This window comes from Pseudomonas sp. Soil_N_39, from assembly GCF_057655955.1.
In genome coordinates this window covers 44,535-57,067 of sequence record NZ_JBDGLI010000023.1, presented here as the reverse complement: position 1 = coordinate 57,067, position 12,533 = coordinate 44,535, and the positions used below count along the sequence as shown (strand labels likewise).

Below are 12,533 nucleotides of genomic sequence, written 5' to 3'. Positions count from 1 at the left end.
TCTTAAAGAAGAACTCATATGTATACGGTAATGGGTGTTACAGGTCAGGTAGGTGCAGAAGTGGCTCGCAATCTGCTGGCTGCCAATAAGCGCGTCAGAGTCGTGGTACGTGACGCTGAAAAAGGCAAAGCATGGGCTGCCAAAGGGTGCGAGGTTGCGGTTGCAGACGCTAATGATGTGAATCCGCTGGCTGCCGCGTTCAGTGACAGCACCGGCGTATTCATTCTGCTGCCTCCCAACTTCGATCCTTCCGAAGGCTTTCCAGAAGCACGCTACATCATCGAGAACCTGCGCGCCGCGCTGGAAACAGCGAAACCTGAGAAAGTGGTGTGCATCTCCACGATTGGCGCTCAAGCACATCAGCCTAACTTGCTGAACCAGCTTCAAATCCTAGAACAGAGTTTTGGCACGCTGGACCTGCCGATCACGTTTTTGCGTCCAGCCTGGTTCATGGAAAACAGTCTTTGGGACATTGAGCCCGCCAAGAGCAATGGCGTGATCCCAAGCTTCCTTCAGCCATTGGATAAGCCAGTTCCTATGATCGCGACGGCTGACGTCGGCAAAGTAAGCGCTGAATTGCTGCAGGAAAGCTGGCACGGCAAGCGAATCGTGGAGCTGGAATCCGAGCAACAGGTTACGCCCAATGACATCGCGGCGACGTTGTCAGAGCTGCTGGACAAGTCGGTGAAAATGGAAGCGGTACCCAGCGATACCTGGGAAGCGCTGTTCCGCTCTCAAGGCATGAAAAACCCTCATCCGCGCATTCAGATGCTCCATGGTTTCAATGAAGGCTGGATTCGCTTTGAAGGCATCCCACGCAAGGGACGTGTTGAATTGAAAGAGGTTCTGGCGGCGCTTCTGTCCCGCTGATAGCTTTTGGGTGCGACGCGATGTTGCCTCGTGCCCAATGCCATCCTGGAAAACATGAGCCAGGAGCTGGCCTTGCCGCTTGCGTAACGGGCGGCAATTTAATCCAGAGTCCAATATATGACTCCTATCAGAGCCGCAGAGCGACTATTGATGAGTGTCTGCCTCTTCAGCCGGATAAAACTCGCCCTCCTTTCCCATCTTTTTCAGCCGTTCGCGCGCGATCAGCTCAACGCTGGCCACTGCGGCCTGATCGTCAGGGTCGACCAACTGCAAGCACAGGCGTCGGACATTCTGATCGTGGGTGCCCTCGCTGAGCATTTCGTGGGTGAAGACTTGTTCGCCACGCCATAGGCATAGCTGGGTATGAGTCCCGCCGAGCCATATCTCGTTGATTGATCTAAGGTCAGTGGTAGCCAATTGATCCACGGTGATTGTCTTATCCATTGCGCTGTACCTTAACAATGACTAGATACAGGTAGACTTACAGGCACAGCGGGCGTTCCCAGGCCGCCAACGTTTTTCCTTGCCGCTGCCCCATCAGAACGCCTTCAAATCGCCTGGGCATGCCTTGGTAATGCGATGGAAATCAGGGCGGCCAGCAATACGAACACGCTCGAGATCCACAAGCATGCCTCCAGACCGTACAGCTGATAAACCCAGCCGGAGAGCACGGTGCCGATCAGTCGTCCCATGGCGTTGGACATGTAGTAGAAACCCACGTCCAGGGATACGCCGTCTTCGTTGGCATAGGACACGATCAGGTAGCTGTGCAGGGACGAATTCACTGCGAACAACGCGCCAAAGATCATGAGGCCGCCTAGCAGTACCGTCTGCGGTGACCACCCGCTATCGAGCCCAAGCGCAATCAAGGCTGGTAGGCCCGCCAGGGCAAGTGCCCACACAAAAGCTGCACGACCATCCGGCACAGGCCCCCTTTTCTTACCGGTGATGTTGGGTGCGAAGGACTGCACAATACCGTAGCCAATCACCCAGGCCGCCAGGAAGCCGCCCACCTTCCAGAAATCCCAGCCGAACACGCTGCTCAGGTATACCGGCAAGGCCACCACGAACCAGACATCCCGGGCGCCGAACAGGAACATTCGCGCCGCCGAAAGGATGTTGACTGCCCGGCTTTTGGACAAGATATCGCGAAACTTGGGTTTGGCTTTTGCCTTGCCCAGGTCCTTCTTCAACAAAATCACGCTGCTGATCCAGATCAGCGCCAGGACGCCCGCCATGGCCAGCAAGGCGCCTTTGAAGCCGATCAGGGCCAGCAAGGCTCCACCCAGAAAGAAGCCGACGCCCTTGAGTGCGTTCTTCGAGCCGGTGAGGACAGCCACCCATTGATAGAGCGTGCCTTGCTGCCCATTGGGCACCAGCAGCTTGATCGAGCTTTTGGCGCTCATTTTGTTCAGGTCTTTGGCAATCCCAGAGAGCGCCTGGGCGCCCATTACCCAGGGGATGGTCAGCCAGGCAAGCGGAACCGTGAGCATCAGCAGCGCTGCGACCTGGATGCCCAGCCCGATGTTCATGGTCCGGTTAAGACCCAGTCGAGCGCCGAGATAACCACCCACCAGGTTGGTGATCACCCCAAAGATTTCGTAGAACAGAAACAACGCGGCGATTTGCAGTGGGCTGTAGCCCAAGGCGTGAAAGTGCAGCACCACCAACATGCGCAGGGCGCCGTCGGTGAGGGTGAAAGCCCAGTAGTTGCCCGTCACGAGCAGGTACTGCCGAACTTCCGGTGCGAGGGCTGACAAGGCTTTCATGACCGCTCCTCAGACTGCCAGACCGACCAGCCTGGCCAATTCGACGGCGCGGTTGGCATAACCCCATTCGTTGTCGTACCAGGCATAGAGTTTGACCTGGGTGCCATTGATGACCATGGTCGACAGCGCATCGATGATCGATGAGCGCGGGTCGGTACGGTAATCGATGGACACCAACGGACGCTCCTCAAAACCGAGGATATCTTTCAGCTCGTTCTCGGAAGCGTCCTTGAGGAACTGATTCACTTCTTCGACAGTAGTGGCCCGCTCGACTTCGAAGACACAGTCGGTCAGCGAAGCGTTGGCCAGCGGCACGCGCACGGCGTGACCATTCAGGCGTCCACGCAGCTCCGGGAAGATTTCGGCGATGGCGGTGGCCGAGCCCGTGCTGGTCGGAATCAGGCTCATGCCCGAAGCACGTGCACGACGTAGATCCTTGTGCGGCTGATCGAGGATGCTCTGGGTGTTGGTCAGGTCATGGATGGTGGTGATCGAGCCGTGACGAATGCCCAGCTTTTCGTGGATGACTTTCACAACGGGGGCCAAACAGTTGGTGGTGCACGAAGCCGCGGTAACGATACGGTGCTGCGCAGGATCGAACAGGTGCTGGTTGACGCCCATGACAACGTTCAACGCGCCCGGCTCTTTCACCGGAGCGCAGACCACTACACGCCTGACGCCCTGATCCAGGTAGGCCTGCAACACCGCCACGGTTTTCATCTTGCCGCTGGCCTCGATCACCAGATCGCAGCCCGACCAATCTGTCTCGGCAATCGCCTTGTTGGCCGTTACTTTGATCCGTTTACCGTCGATGACGACGTTGTCGCCGTCAGCGCTGGCTTCGTTGTTCCAACGGCCATGCACCGAGTCGAAGTTGATCAAGTGCGCATGGGTCAACGCGTCGCCCGCCGGGTCGTTGATCTGCACGAATTCGAACTCAGGCCAATTCCAGGCTGCCCGCAGAGCAAGGCGACCGATCCGACCAAAACCATTGATGCCAATTTTAATAGTCATGTTGTTGTGCTCTGTCTCTGTTGTCAGTGGGCGTTCGATTGGGTGTCAAATCGACCGCTGGTTAACACGCTTCATCAGTTCTTCTGCCGACTCCTTGCGCTCGGAATAACGATCCACCAGATAGTCCTGACGGTCGCGAAGCAATAGCGTGAATTTCACCAACTCTTCCATCACATCCACGACACGGTCGTAGAACGCCGAAGGTTTCATCCGCCCGTTATCGTCGAATTCCATATAGGCCTTCGGCACGGACGATTGGTTGGGGATGGTGAACATACGCATCCAACGTCCCAGCACTCGCAACTGATTGACCACGTTGAACGACTGCGAGCCGCCGCACACTTGCATCACCGCAAGGGTCTTGCCCTGAGTGGGTCGAACCGCGCCCATGGCCAGTGGCACCCAGTCGATCTGCGCCTTGAACACAGCGCTGATGTTTCCGTGACGCTCTGGAGAGCACCAGACCTGTCCCTCGGACCACAGCACCCAGTCACGCAGCTCCTTCACGCGAGGATGGTCGTCGGGTGCGTCATCTGGCAGTGGCAAACCTGACGGATTGAAAATCCGCGTCTCGGCGCCGAAGTGCTCCAGCAGTCGAGCGGCCTCCTCCACCAACAGACGACTGAAGGAGCGCTCACGAGTGGACCCGTACAGCAGCAAAATGCGTGGCTTGTGGATGGAGATTTTTTCGATGCCGAGCTTGTCTGTCGACGGTAGATCGATCAGTTCAGTATTGAGTTGGGGGATGTGGTTATCGTACATAGTCATTGTCCTGCGCAATGGCGCTCTTGGAGTCTTCGAACCAGCGGCGTTTCATTGCTCCTGTGGTTACAGCGTGCCAATGAGAGCCAGCTCTGCCTTGAGCTGCTCGGAACTCAGTTGAGAAAGCGGTAGAGCCAGGAAGGCTTGGATGCGGGTTCTGATTTGTTCCAGGGTGACTTCAAACGCCGCCTCTATCTCTTCTTGAGTTCCGTGGTATTGCGAAGGATCAGCCAACCCCCAATGGGCCTTGGTGGCCGGCCCGAAAAATACAGGACATGCCTCCCCGGCGGCCTTGTCGCACACCGTGATGACGAAATCAGGTGCCAAGCTCATATGGGCATCACTGGGCTTGCTGAACAGCCCGAGCGTCGAGATACCGGCCTTTTCCAAGGTTTTGAGACTCAGCGGATGCACTTCGCCTTTGGGTTGACTGCCTGCGCTGTAGGCTTTCATGCCGTCAGCTGCCAAGTGATTGAAGACCGCTTCACAAAGGATGCTGCGGCAGCTGTTGGCAGTGCAGAGAAAAAGGATTTTCATCGAGCGGTCTCGTAGTCGAGGACGGAATCAAGCGACCTTGTTTTCACAGCACACGGCTGCACGTTCAGGACGGTCACCCATTGCATCAAGGCGTTTGGCATCAGGGCTTAACCAATGCTTGTTGCTTTCGAACGTAGTGGTCAGCACTTGATGAACCCAATCGGGGAGATTGGGGTGCAGCCGGTAATAAACCCATTGGCCTTGCCGACGATCCGAAAGCAGACCGCATGTGCGCAACTGCGCCAGGTGCCTGGAGATTTTTGGCTGACTCTCGTTCAACGCGCAGGTCAGTTCGCAAACACAAAGCTCCCCTTCTCGAGTGATGAGCAGCATGGTGCGGACACGGGTTTCATCAGCCAGGCATTTAAAAACAGTGGTGGGTGTCAGATGGTCAGCCATGTCGATTCTCAGCGTTTGGTTCTCACCAAGACGAACATCTTGATGCGCTCATGAATTTCATGAGGCGTGTGGCGAAATGCGTCGGGCTTGGACTGCGTGCGGTCAGCGTTGACGGTACAAACGAACAGAACTCGGGTTTTGCTGGTCATCGTGAAGATCTCAGCTCACATATGGTTTTCCGAATATATGTTTTTATGCATACATGGTAAAGCCCTGCGACAAAGAAAACGCTGTAAAAATCGACTCCTGCCAATAACGCCACTCTTAAGCCCAGTACTTACGGGGCTAACAGAATATTTATCAGCAGAAAGCCCCATGCGCATCTGGATAGTCGAATATATGAATTTTGTAATAAGTATGTCATACACTTGAGGGTAGCCTCGGCTCCGATCCAACCAACCTGGAGCTTGAAAATCGATAACCGGCATCAAGCGAACACCGGGGCCGATGCATTGTCGATAAAGCGCATCAAGCCAGGAATGATGTGAGAAGCATCGGGTCCGACACCTCTAAGGGTGGCCGAGGCGAAGTTACGCTGCTTCGGTAATCCCACAAAATACAAACCCGGCACGTGCTCCGCCTGCCCGTTACGTTGTCTCAAGCGTTCATTGCCCGCCACGTGCAGACCCGCCAAAAAACCAAGGGTCGGACGAAATCCGGTCGCGAAAACCAGACTGTCCACTTCGGTGTGCTGCCCATCAGCCCAGATCACCCCCGTTGACGTTACCTCCGTGAACATCGGTTTACGCTCAAAAAGCCCATGCTTCATGGCTCGACGATAGGTGCCGTCATCCAGCACAGGGGTACTTTGATCATTCAGCCAACGAGTCTTCTCAAGTCCTGTCCACTTGAGCCAAGCATGAAAATCCATACCGAGGACCTTTTGCGGAAAAAACCGAATCGATTCCCGTGTCGCCAATACAACGCGACTGACTTGAGCCAACTCATGGGCAATTTGTACGGCAGAGTTGGCCGCACCGATGACCACGACGCGTTGATCACTGAAGCCCTCGGCATTTCGGTAATCCGCACTGTGTAAACGTTGCCCGCGAAAACTCTCCAGCCCTGGAATGTCAGGGGTGAACGGCTGATTGAATCCGCCCGTGCAAACGATCAATGCTTTTGAGCGCAAACACTGGCCATCAGATGCCTGAAGCAAAAACAGCCCATCGTCTCTACGCACGTTCTGGACGCGCGTGTTCTGGCGAATGGGTAGCTGGAAAGCGTTCGCGTACTGCTCCAGATAACGTACGACTTCATCGCGTAACGGGTAATGCTTGGCTTGCGCCGGAAAAGGCATTCCAGGTAACGATGAGTAAGCAGCAGGGGAAAAAAGTCTCAAGCTGTCGTAATAATTGCGCCAGTTTCCACCTGGCTGGCTCTCGGCATCCAGAATAAGAAACCTGAGATTCTGCTGCCGCAGATGCCAACCGCACGCGAGCCCAGCCTGGCCCGCACCAATAACGATGACATCCATGGACTCGTTAATTATGTTCATATATGCACATCCATACATATATACAGATAAATAAAAACTACTTTGGTGCACCAGGGCAGCAAAATGGAGTCAGACTTTTCATGTGCTGGAGAATGGCTTCGAGCCGTGTCACCACTGCCGGTCCATCCACCTCGTAGAACATTTGCCGACTGACCTTGGTGGCACGGACGATGCCCGCCTCTAATAGCACTTGTAGATGTCGGGACACCACTGAACGTTCTTGAGGCAGCCCTTCTGCAATCTCGGCGATATCCGCTCGCCCCAGTTGCATGACTCGCTTGAGCACAGCTACCCGCGACGGCTCGCACAGAGCTTTGAAAAAGGATCCATCGAGCGAGTCGATAGCAGCATCAATTGCACGGGTACGTGCGGAGGTTGGGTTTGTCATGCGGTGGACTATATGTGCAGACTCATGCACACGTCAACTTGTTGGTCTCCCGTCGGTACGCCCTCCACCAGGCCGGCCAAGGCCCCCCTGGCCAGGCCCAAGGCGCTCGATTGCTGCCGAGCTGCAGGGAATGCTGAACTCGGTCCAAGCCTGAGCACAACACAAATCAAGCGGGCTTGATCGCGATTGCGAGCAAGCCCGTGCACACATTTGTTTATCGCGTTCAATCCTGGAGTGCGCGAACGCGCTGCATGCGTTGCTGCTCTGCCGGCGCAGCGGCCACCTGCAGTTCAAAGTCAAAATCAATCTGCGCAAACCGCCCCTCCACGCCAAACTCCCGCGCCAGTTGCTGATCGTCACTGAAGCGGATCTCTGCAATCAACTCATCGCGCGTCGCATAGGCAAAGTCATCGTGCAGATACGGGTCGTCCGATAGATTGATTTGCGTGGTCAGGTGCCGATAACCCGGTGCCGAAATGAAGAAGTGAATATGCGCCGGCCGTTGCCCATGGCGCCCCAATTGGTCGAGCAACTGCTGGGTCGGCCCGGTCGGTGGGCAGCCATATCCCGACGGTACAATGCTGCGAAAGCGGTAGTTGCCCTGGGCATCGGTCTCGATGCGCCGACGCAGGTTGAACTCCGATTGCGTTGTATCGAACCAGGAATAGGTACCGGCGGTATTGGCCTGCCACACATCGACGATCGCCCCCGCCACGGGTTTACCATCGGTGTCGCGTACCTGGCCGCGCATGAACAGCGGTACCGCAGGATCCAAGCCATCATCCAGGCGTGCTTCGTGCTTGGACAACGGCGCACCGGCCACGTACAACGGACCTTCGATGGTGCGCGGCGTGCCGCCGGTCTTGCCCGCTTCTTCGTCGGCGGCGTCCATCAGCATATCCAGGTAATGCTCAAGGCCCAGGCCGGCGACGAGCAAGCCAGCCTCCTGGTTCTTGCCCAGCTCGTTCAGGTAGTTGACTGCCTTCCAGAACTCCATCGGGGTTACGTCCAGGTCTTCGATAATGTTCACGGTGTCGCGCAGGATCCGGTAGATCAAGGCCTTGGTGCGCGGGTTACCGCCGTCGTTGAGATTGCCGCTGACTTCTTCGAGAAAATGCTGGGCGTGGGCAGTCTGGGAAATTCGAACGGGCATGGTGTACTCCTCATCTTGTCGTTATTAGGTAGAAAGCAGGCTTAGCTGTCGTCTTCATGGATCGACGACGGATGCCGACACAGGGCGTTCACTTCGATGGCCATGTAGGGAAAAAGCGGCAGCTGCATTAGCAAGTCATGCAGATCCTGAACGCTATCGACATCGAACACGCTGTAGTTGGCATAGTGCCCGGCAATGCGCCACAGGTGACGCCATTTGCCCTCTTGCTGCAGCCGTTGCGCCAAGGCTTTTTCTTCGGCCTTGAGGCTGGCGGCACGTTCGGGGTTCATGTCGACGGGCAGGTTCACGGTCATTTTTACGTGAAACAACATGGCAGGCGCCTCTTAGTGTTTGTCACGACGAAAGAACGCCAGGCGCTCTTCATCGATGGCCAGGCCCAGGCCCGGAGCGGTAGAGACATGCAGCTGAAAATCGCGATACACCAACGGCTCGCTGAGAATGTCTTCGGTGAGCAACAGCGGGCCGAACAGTTCGGTGTCCCAGGCCAGCTTGTTCAGGGTGAGGAACGCATGGGCGGAGGCCAGGGTGCCGATACCACCTTCAAGCATGGTGCCGCCGTACAAAGCGATGCCGGCTGCTTCGGCGATCGCCGCCGTGCGCAATACCGCTCGCGGGCCGCCGTTCTTGGCAATCTTGAGGGCAAACACCGAAGCCGCACCTTCGCGCGCCAGGTTGAAAGCGTCCTCGACACATTCGATGGATTCATCCGCCATGATCGGCGCCGGACTCGACAGGTTCAGCCGCGCCATACCGCCACGGTTGTTGCGCGAGATCGGTTGCTCGATCAGGTCGATACCGTTGTCGCCCAGCACCTTGCACGCTCGCAGCGCCACGGCCTCATCCCAGGCCTGATTGACGTCAACGCGCACACTGGCGCGCTCACCCAACGCCTTTTTGATCGCGATCACATGGGCCAGGTCGCGCCCAACATCACCGGCACCGATCTTCAATTTGAAAATTCGGTGCCGGCGCAGGTCGAGCATCTTCTCGGCCTCGGCGATATCTTGCTCTGTGTTGCCGCTGGCCAAGGTCCAGGCCACCGGCAAGGCGTCACGCACACGGCCGCCGAGCAGTTCGCTGACCGGCAGGCCCAGGCGCTTGCCCTGCGCATCGAGCAAGGCGCTTTCGATACCGGACTTGGCAAAGGTATTGCCGCGAACGCTGCGCTCCAAGCGCAACATGGCCGCGTTGATATTGCTGGCGTCCTGGCCGATCAACAGCGGCGCGAAGTGGCGGTCGATGTTGATCTTGATACTGTCGGGGCTCTCGTTGCCGTAGCTCAGGCCGCCGATGGTGGTGGACTCACCGATGCCCTCGATGCCGTCGGCGCAACGCACGCGGATGATCACCAGGGTCTGGTTTTGCATCGTGTGCATCGCCAGCTTGTGCGGGCGAATGGTGGGGAGGTCGACGATAATCGTCTCGATCGACTCGATGGCGCAAATCGGCATGGTAATACCCGTTGGGTTCTTTATAGGTTTTAACCGATTCTGCGCCGCCTCTTTCCAGGCTTCCAATATAGAATTAGTCTTGATTAATACCCTGTAGGTATGAATGGAGCCATCATGGAACTGCGTCATCTGCGTTATTTCCAGGTGCTGGGCGAAACCCTCAACTTCACCCGCGCCGCCGAACGCCTGCACATCGCCCAGCCCCCGTTGAGCCGGCAGATCCAGCAATTGGAAGAGGAACTGGGGGTGATCCTGCTGGAACGTGGCCGGCCGCTGCGCCTGACCGAAGCCGGGCGGTATTTCTATGAACACGCCAATGTGTTGCTCGAACAGTTGAACAAGGTCTGTGACAGCACGCGGCGCATCGGCCAGGGCGAAAAAACCTGGCTGGGCATCGGCTTCGCCCCATCGACCTTGTATGGCGTGCTGCCGGAACTGATCCGACGGCTGCGCACCCATGAGGCGCTCGAGCTGGAATTGGGCCTGTCGGAGATGACCACCTTGCAGCAGGTCCAAGCGTTGAAGGCCGGGCGCATCGATGTGGGCTTCGGGCGCATTCGCATCGACGACCCGGCGATCGTCCAGCGCGTACTGGTGGAGGATCGGCTGGTGGCGGTATTGCCCGCCGGTCACCCGTTGCTCGCTGCGCCCGCCACCCTCGGCCAACTCGCCGCCGAGCCGTTTGTGCTGTACCCCGGCAACCCACGCCCCAGTTATGCCGACCATGTGATCGCGTTGTTCGACACTCACGGTTTGAGCCTCAAGGTGGCGCAGTGGACCAACGAGTTGCAGACCGCCATCGGCCTGGTCGGCGCTGGAATGGGCGTGACGCTGGTGCCGGCCTCCGTGCAACTGCTGCATCGCGCGGACATCGGCTATACGCCAGTTGTGGAAGCCACTGCGACCTCGCCGATTATTCTCAGCCGAAGGGTAAATGATAAGTCGCCGGGGCTCAGTCATTGTTTGCAGTTGGTGGAGGAATTGATCTGAACTCTTGTAGCCGACGTACAGTTGCGCCAGACGATTCCACACCGGCCCTGTCACACAACTCAAAACGGGCCGATGGGGAATCCGTCCGCCAGCACGCTGAGCGAACTGGCCGCCGACGCACCGAAGAAGCAGCCGCCCGTCCGGGCAGCACACGTAGTGAGACTCAGCAAGCCTTCGATGCTTCGCCCAGACGATGGTAGGCCCGGTTGAAGTACACCAGGCCCTCGTCCGCGCCGCTCTGGCGAATGGTCTGGATCTCGCAGTAAAAAATACTGTGGGAGCCCACCTCGTGGACCTGCACGATGCGGCAGTCGAAATTCACCAGCGCATCAAGCATCACCGGCGCGCCACTTTCCAGGGTGGTCCACTCTGTGACGGCGAAGCGTTCATCCATCGTCAGCGTGCGGTCGGCGAAAGCGCCGGAGAGTTGCTGATGATCACCGCACAGCGTGTTCACGCACACCGCGCCGTTACGCTTGAAATGCTCGTTGGAATGGGAAGAACGGTTCATGCACACCAACAACGTGGGCGGCGAATCGGTCACGCTGCATACCGCTGAGGCGGTGAAACCGAACCGGCCCGCCACACCATCGGTGGTGATGACCGACACGGCGCCGCCGAGCATGGCCATTGCATTGCGAAAATTGCTTACGTCTACCATGGTCGACTCCTCAGATATCCAACACGAGTTTTTTGGATTTTGCGCGCGAGCAACACACCAGGATCTGGTCGTTGCCGGCCTTCTCATCGTCAGTGAGGTACACATCGCGATGGTCCGGTTCGCCTTCGAGCACATCGCACAGGCAGGTCCCGCACACACCCTGCTCGCAGGAAATCTCGATCTTGATCCCCACCTGTGCCAGCGCGGCGAGAATGCTCTGCCCTTCGGCCACCTGCACGGTCTTGCCACTGCGCGCGGCGACCACTTCAAAGCTGCCGCCTGAGCTGTCCACCTCCACCTGGAAATACTCCTTGTGGATATGCGCCTCGGTGTAGCCGCGATCACGTGCCCCCTGGATCACCCAGTCCATGAAACCGGCGGGACCGCAGGTATACAGATGCACGCCCGCCTCGCCCTGGCCCAGCACCTTGTCCAGATCGAGCCGCTGTTCGACGCCTTCGTTGTCGAAGTGGGTGAACACATTCGCCGCAAACGGCGCGCCGGCCAGCTCAGCGAGAAACGCACTGCGACCTCGTTCACGCCCGCAGTAATGCAGTTCGAAGGCCTTGCCTGCCGCGTGCAGGCTGTAGGCCATGGCGATCATCGGCGTGATGCCGATGCCGCCGCCCAGCAGCAGCGAACGGCACGCATCGGCGGCCAGTGGGAACAGATTTCGCGGTGCACTGATCTGCAACTGGCGACCTTCGAGCAGGTACTCATGCACACCCACCGAACCGCCGCGCGAGGCCGGGTCCTTGAGTACGCCGAGGCGGTACATACGCGGGTCGGCCGGGTTGCCGCACAGCGAGTACTGTCGCACCAGCCCCGGGCCGATGTGGAGATCGACGTGCGCGCCGGCATCGAATACCGGCAGCGGCGCACCGTCACGACGGATCAGGTCGAGGACGACCACGCCGTCCCCTTGCAGCTCGCGCTTGCGCACGACTACGTCCAACAGTTCTTCAATCATGGCCGTTATTCCATGGAATTCGCAAAGGCCGCCGTGGCGGCTCGGTAATA

Annotated in this window: 15 protein-coding genes and 1 pseudogene; 2 read left to right on the top strand and 14 right to left on the bottom strand. The window is 57.8% G+C overall.

Annotated elements, in window-relative coordinates:
• Nucleotides 1–18 precede the first annotated feature (18 nt).
• Nucleotides 19–870: an NmrA family NAD(P)-binding protein gene (locus AC3A5O_RS25560; RefSeq protein ID WP_487753888.1), complete on the top strand. Its 852-nt coding sequence runs from the start codon at nucleotides 19–21 to the stop codon at nucleotides 868–870.
• 144 nt (nucleotides 871–1,014) lie between these two features.
• Here the strand turns inward: AC3A5O_RS25560 and AC3A5O_RS25555 are convergent, their stop codons facing one another.
• From AC3A5O_RS25555 to AC3A5O_RS25500, 12 genes and pseudogenes are all read right to left on the bottom strand, one after another.
• Nucleotides 1,015–1,314 carry a hypothetical protein gene (locus tag AC3A5O_RS25555; protein ID WP_122568290.1) on the bottom strand — a complete coding sequence of 100 codons (300 nt, stop codon included), beginning with the start codon at nucleotides 1,312–1,314 and terminating at the stop codon, nucleotides 1,015–1,017.
• 104 nt (nucleotides 1,315–1,418) lie between these two features.
• Nucleotides 1,419–2,639: an organoarsenical effux MFS transporter ArsJ gene (arsJ, locus tag AC3A5O_RS25550; RefSeq protein ID WP_487753887.1), complete on the bottom strand. Its 1,221-nt coding sequence runs from the start codon at nucleotides 2,637–2,639 to the stop codon at nucleotides 1,419–1,421.
• Between the two features lie 9 nt (nucleotides 2,640–2,648).
• Nucleotides 2,649–3,653: an ArsJ-associated glyceraldehyde-3-phosphate dehydrogenase gene (locus tag AC3A5O_RS25545; RefSeq protein ID WP_122568288.1), complete on the bottom strand. Its 1,005-nt coding sequence runs from the start codon at nucleotides 3,651–3,653 to the stop codon at nucleotides 2,649–2,651.
• A 45-nt stretch (nucleotides 3,654–3,698) separates the two neighbouring features.
• Nucleotides 3,699–4,415: an arsenical resistance protein ArsH gene (gene arsH, locus AC3A5O_RS25540; RefSeq protein ID WP_305470562.1), complete on the bottom strand. Its 717-nt coding sequence runs from the start codon at nucleotides 4,413–4,415 to the stop codon at nucleotides 3,699–3,701.
• A gap of 66 nt (nucleotides 4,416–4,481) precedes the next feature.
• Complete coding sequence (locus AC3A5O_RS25535) at nucleotides 4,482–4,952, bottom strand: arsenate reductase ArsC (RefSeq protein WP_305470561.1); 471 nt, start codon at nucleotides 4,950–4,952, stop codon at nucleotides 4,482–4,484.
• 27 nt (nucleotides 4,953–4,979) lie between these two features.
• Nucleotides 4,980–5,351, bottom strand: a complete 372-nt coding sequence (locus AC3A5O_RS25530; RefSeq protein ID WP_122568285.1) for a metalloregulator ArsR/SmtB family transcription factor — start codon at nucleotides 5,349–5,351, stop codon at nucleotides 4,980–4,982.
• 8 nt (nucleotides 5,352–5,359) lie between these two features.
• Nucleotides 5,360–5,449 (bottom strand): annotated as a pseudogene (locus AC3A5O_RS25525) (arsenate reductase ArsC); the annotation flags it as partial.
• A gap of 329 nt (nucleotides 5,450–5,778) precedes the next feature.
• A complete protein-coding gene (locus AC3A5O_RS25520) occupies nucleotides 5,779–6,849 on the bottom strand; it encodes a flavin-containing monooxygenase (RefSeq protein ID WP_305470560.1) in 1,071 nt (356 codons plus the stop codon).
• A gap of 37 nt (nucleotides 6,850–6,886) precedes the next feature.
• Nucleotides 6,887–7,237: an ArsR/SmtB family transcription factor gene (locus AC3A5O_RS25515; RefSeq protein WP_122568283.1), complete on the bottom strand. Its 351-nt coding sequence runs from the start codon at nucleotides 7,235–7,237 to the stop codon at nucleotides 6,887–6,889.
• Between the two features lie 223 nt (nucleotides 7,238–7,460).
• The gene (gene catA, locus AC3A5O_RS25510) at nucleotides 7,461–8,390 is read right to left on the bottom strand and encodes a catechol 1,2-dioxygenase (RefSeq protein WP_487753886.1); all 930 of its coding nucleotides are present in this window, start codon (nucleotides 8,388–8,390) and stop codon (nucleotides 7,461–7,463) included.
• 41 nt (nucleotides 8,391–8,431) lie between these two features.
• Nucleotides 8,432–8,722: a muconolactone Delta-isomerase gene (gene catC, locus AC3A5O_RS25505; protein ID WP_122568281.1), complete on the bottom strand. Its 291-nt coding sequence runs from the start codon at nucleotides 8,720–8,722 to the stop codon at nucleotides 8,432–8,434.
• A 12-nt stretch (nucleotides 8,723–8,734) separates the two neighbouring features.
• Complete coding sequence (locus AC3A5O_RS25500) at nucleotides 8,735–9,862, bottom strand: muconate cycloisomerase family protein (protein ID WP_122568280.1); 1,128 nt, start codon at nucleotides 9,860–9,862, stop codon at nucleotides 8,735–8,737.
• A 114-nt stretch (nucleotides 9,863–9,976) separates the two neighbouring features.
• Between AC3A5O_RS25500 and AC3A5O_RS25495 the strand changes: the two genes are divergently transcribed.
• The gene (locus AC3A5O_RS25495; protein ID WP_487753885.1) at nucleotides 9,977–10,852 is read left to right on the top strand and encodes a LysR family transcriptional regulator; all 876 of its coding nucleotides are present in this window, start codon (nucleotides 9,977–9,979) and stop codon (nucleotides 10,850–10,852) included.
• A gap of 163 nt (nucleotides 10,853–11,015) precedes the next feature.
• Here AC3A5O_RS25495 and AC3A5O_RS25490 read toward each other — a convergent pair whose 3' ends face one another.
• Together AC3A5O_RS25490 and AC3A5O_RS25485 are read right to left on the bottom strand one after the other, a co-directional pair.
• On the bottom strand, nucleotides 11,016–11,513 hold the full coding sequence (locus tag AC3A5O_RS25490) for a flavin reductase (protein ID WP_092169021.1): 498 nt from the start codon (nucleotides 11,511–11,513) through the stop codon (nucleotides 11,016–11,018).
• Nucleotides 11,514–11,523: 10 nt separating this feature from the next.
• On the bottom strand, nucleotides 11,524–12,483 hold the full coding sequence (locus AC3A5O_RS25485; RefSeq protein WP_487753884.1) for a PDR/VanB family oxidoreductase: 960 nt from the start codon (nucleotides 12,481–12,483) through the stop codon (nucleotides 11,524–11,526).
• Between the last annotated feature and the right edge of the window lie 50 nt (nucleotides 12,484–12,533).

Bases quoted from the DNA above. Each gene is read 5' to 3' on its own strand.
- AC3A5O_RS25490 (WP_092169021.1), bottom strand. From the start codon at position 11,513: ATGGTAGACGTAAGCAATTTTCGCAATGCAATGGCCATGCTCGGCGGC.
- catA (WP_487753886.1), bottom strand. From the start codon at position 8,390: ATGCCCGTTCGAATTTCCCAGACTGCCCACGCCCAGCATTTTCTCGAA.
- AC3A5O_RS25545 (WP_122568288.1), bottom strand. From the start codon at position 3,653: ATGACTATTAAAATTGGCATCAATGGTTTTGGTCGGATCGGTCGCCTT.
- AC3A5O_RS25515 (WP_122568283.1), bottom strand. From the start codon at position 7,237: ATGACAAACCCAACCTCCGCACGTACCCGTGCAATTGATGCTGCTATC.
- AC3A5O_RS25500 (WP_122568280.1), bottom strand. From the start codon at position 9,862: ATGCCGATTTGCGCCATCGAGTCGATCGAGACGATTATCGTCGACCTC.
- AC3A5O_RS25520 (WP_305470560.1), bottom strand. From the start codon at position 6,849: ATGAACATAATTAACGAGTCCATGGATGTCATCGTTATTGGTGCGGGC.
- arsH (WP_305470562.1), bottom strand. From the start codon at position 4,415: ATGTACGATAACCACATCCCCCAACTCAATACTGAACTGATCGATCTA.
- AC3A5O_RS25495 (WP_487753885.1), top strand. From the start codon at position 9,977: ATGGAACTGCGTCATCTGCGTTATTTCCAGGTGCTGGGCGAAACCCTC.
- AC3A5O_RS25535 (WP_305470561.1), bottom strand. From the start codon at position 4,952: ATGAAAATCCTTTTTCTCTGCACTGCCAACAGCTGCCGCAGCATCCTT.
- AC3A5O_RS25555 (WP_122568290.1), bottom strand. From the start codon at position 1,314: ATGGATAAGACAATCACCGTGGATCAATTGGCTACCACTGACCTTAGA.
- AC3A5O_RS25560 (WP_487753888.1), top strand. From the start codon at position 19: ATGTATACGGTAATGGGTGTTACAGGTCAGGTAGGTGCAGAAGTGGCT.
- catC (WP_122568281.1), bottom strand. From the start codon at position 8,722: ATGTTGTTTCACGTAAAAATGACCGTGAACCTGCCCGTCGACATGAAC.
- AC3A5O_RS25485 (WP_487753884.1), bottom strand. From the start codon at position 12,483: ATGATTGAAGAACTGTTGGACGTAGTCGTGCGCAAGCGCGAGCTGCAA.
- AC3A5O_RS25530 (WP_122568285.1), bottom strand. From the start codon at position 5,351: ATGGCTGACCATCTGACACCCACCACTGTTTTTAAATGCCTGGCTGAT.
- arsJ (WP_487753887.1), bottom strand. From the start codon at position 2,639: ATGAAAGCCTTGTCAGCCCTCGCACCGGAAGTTCGGCAGTACCTGCTC.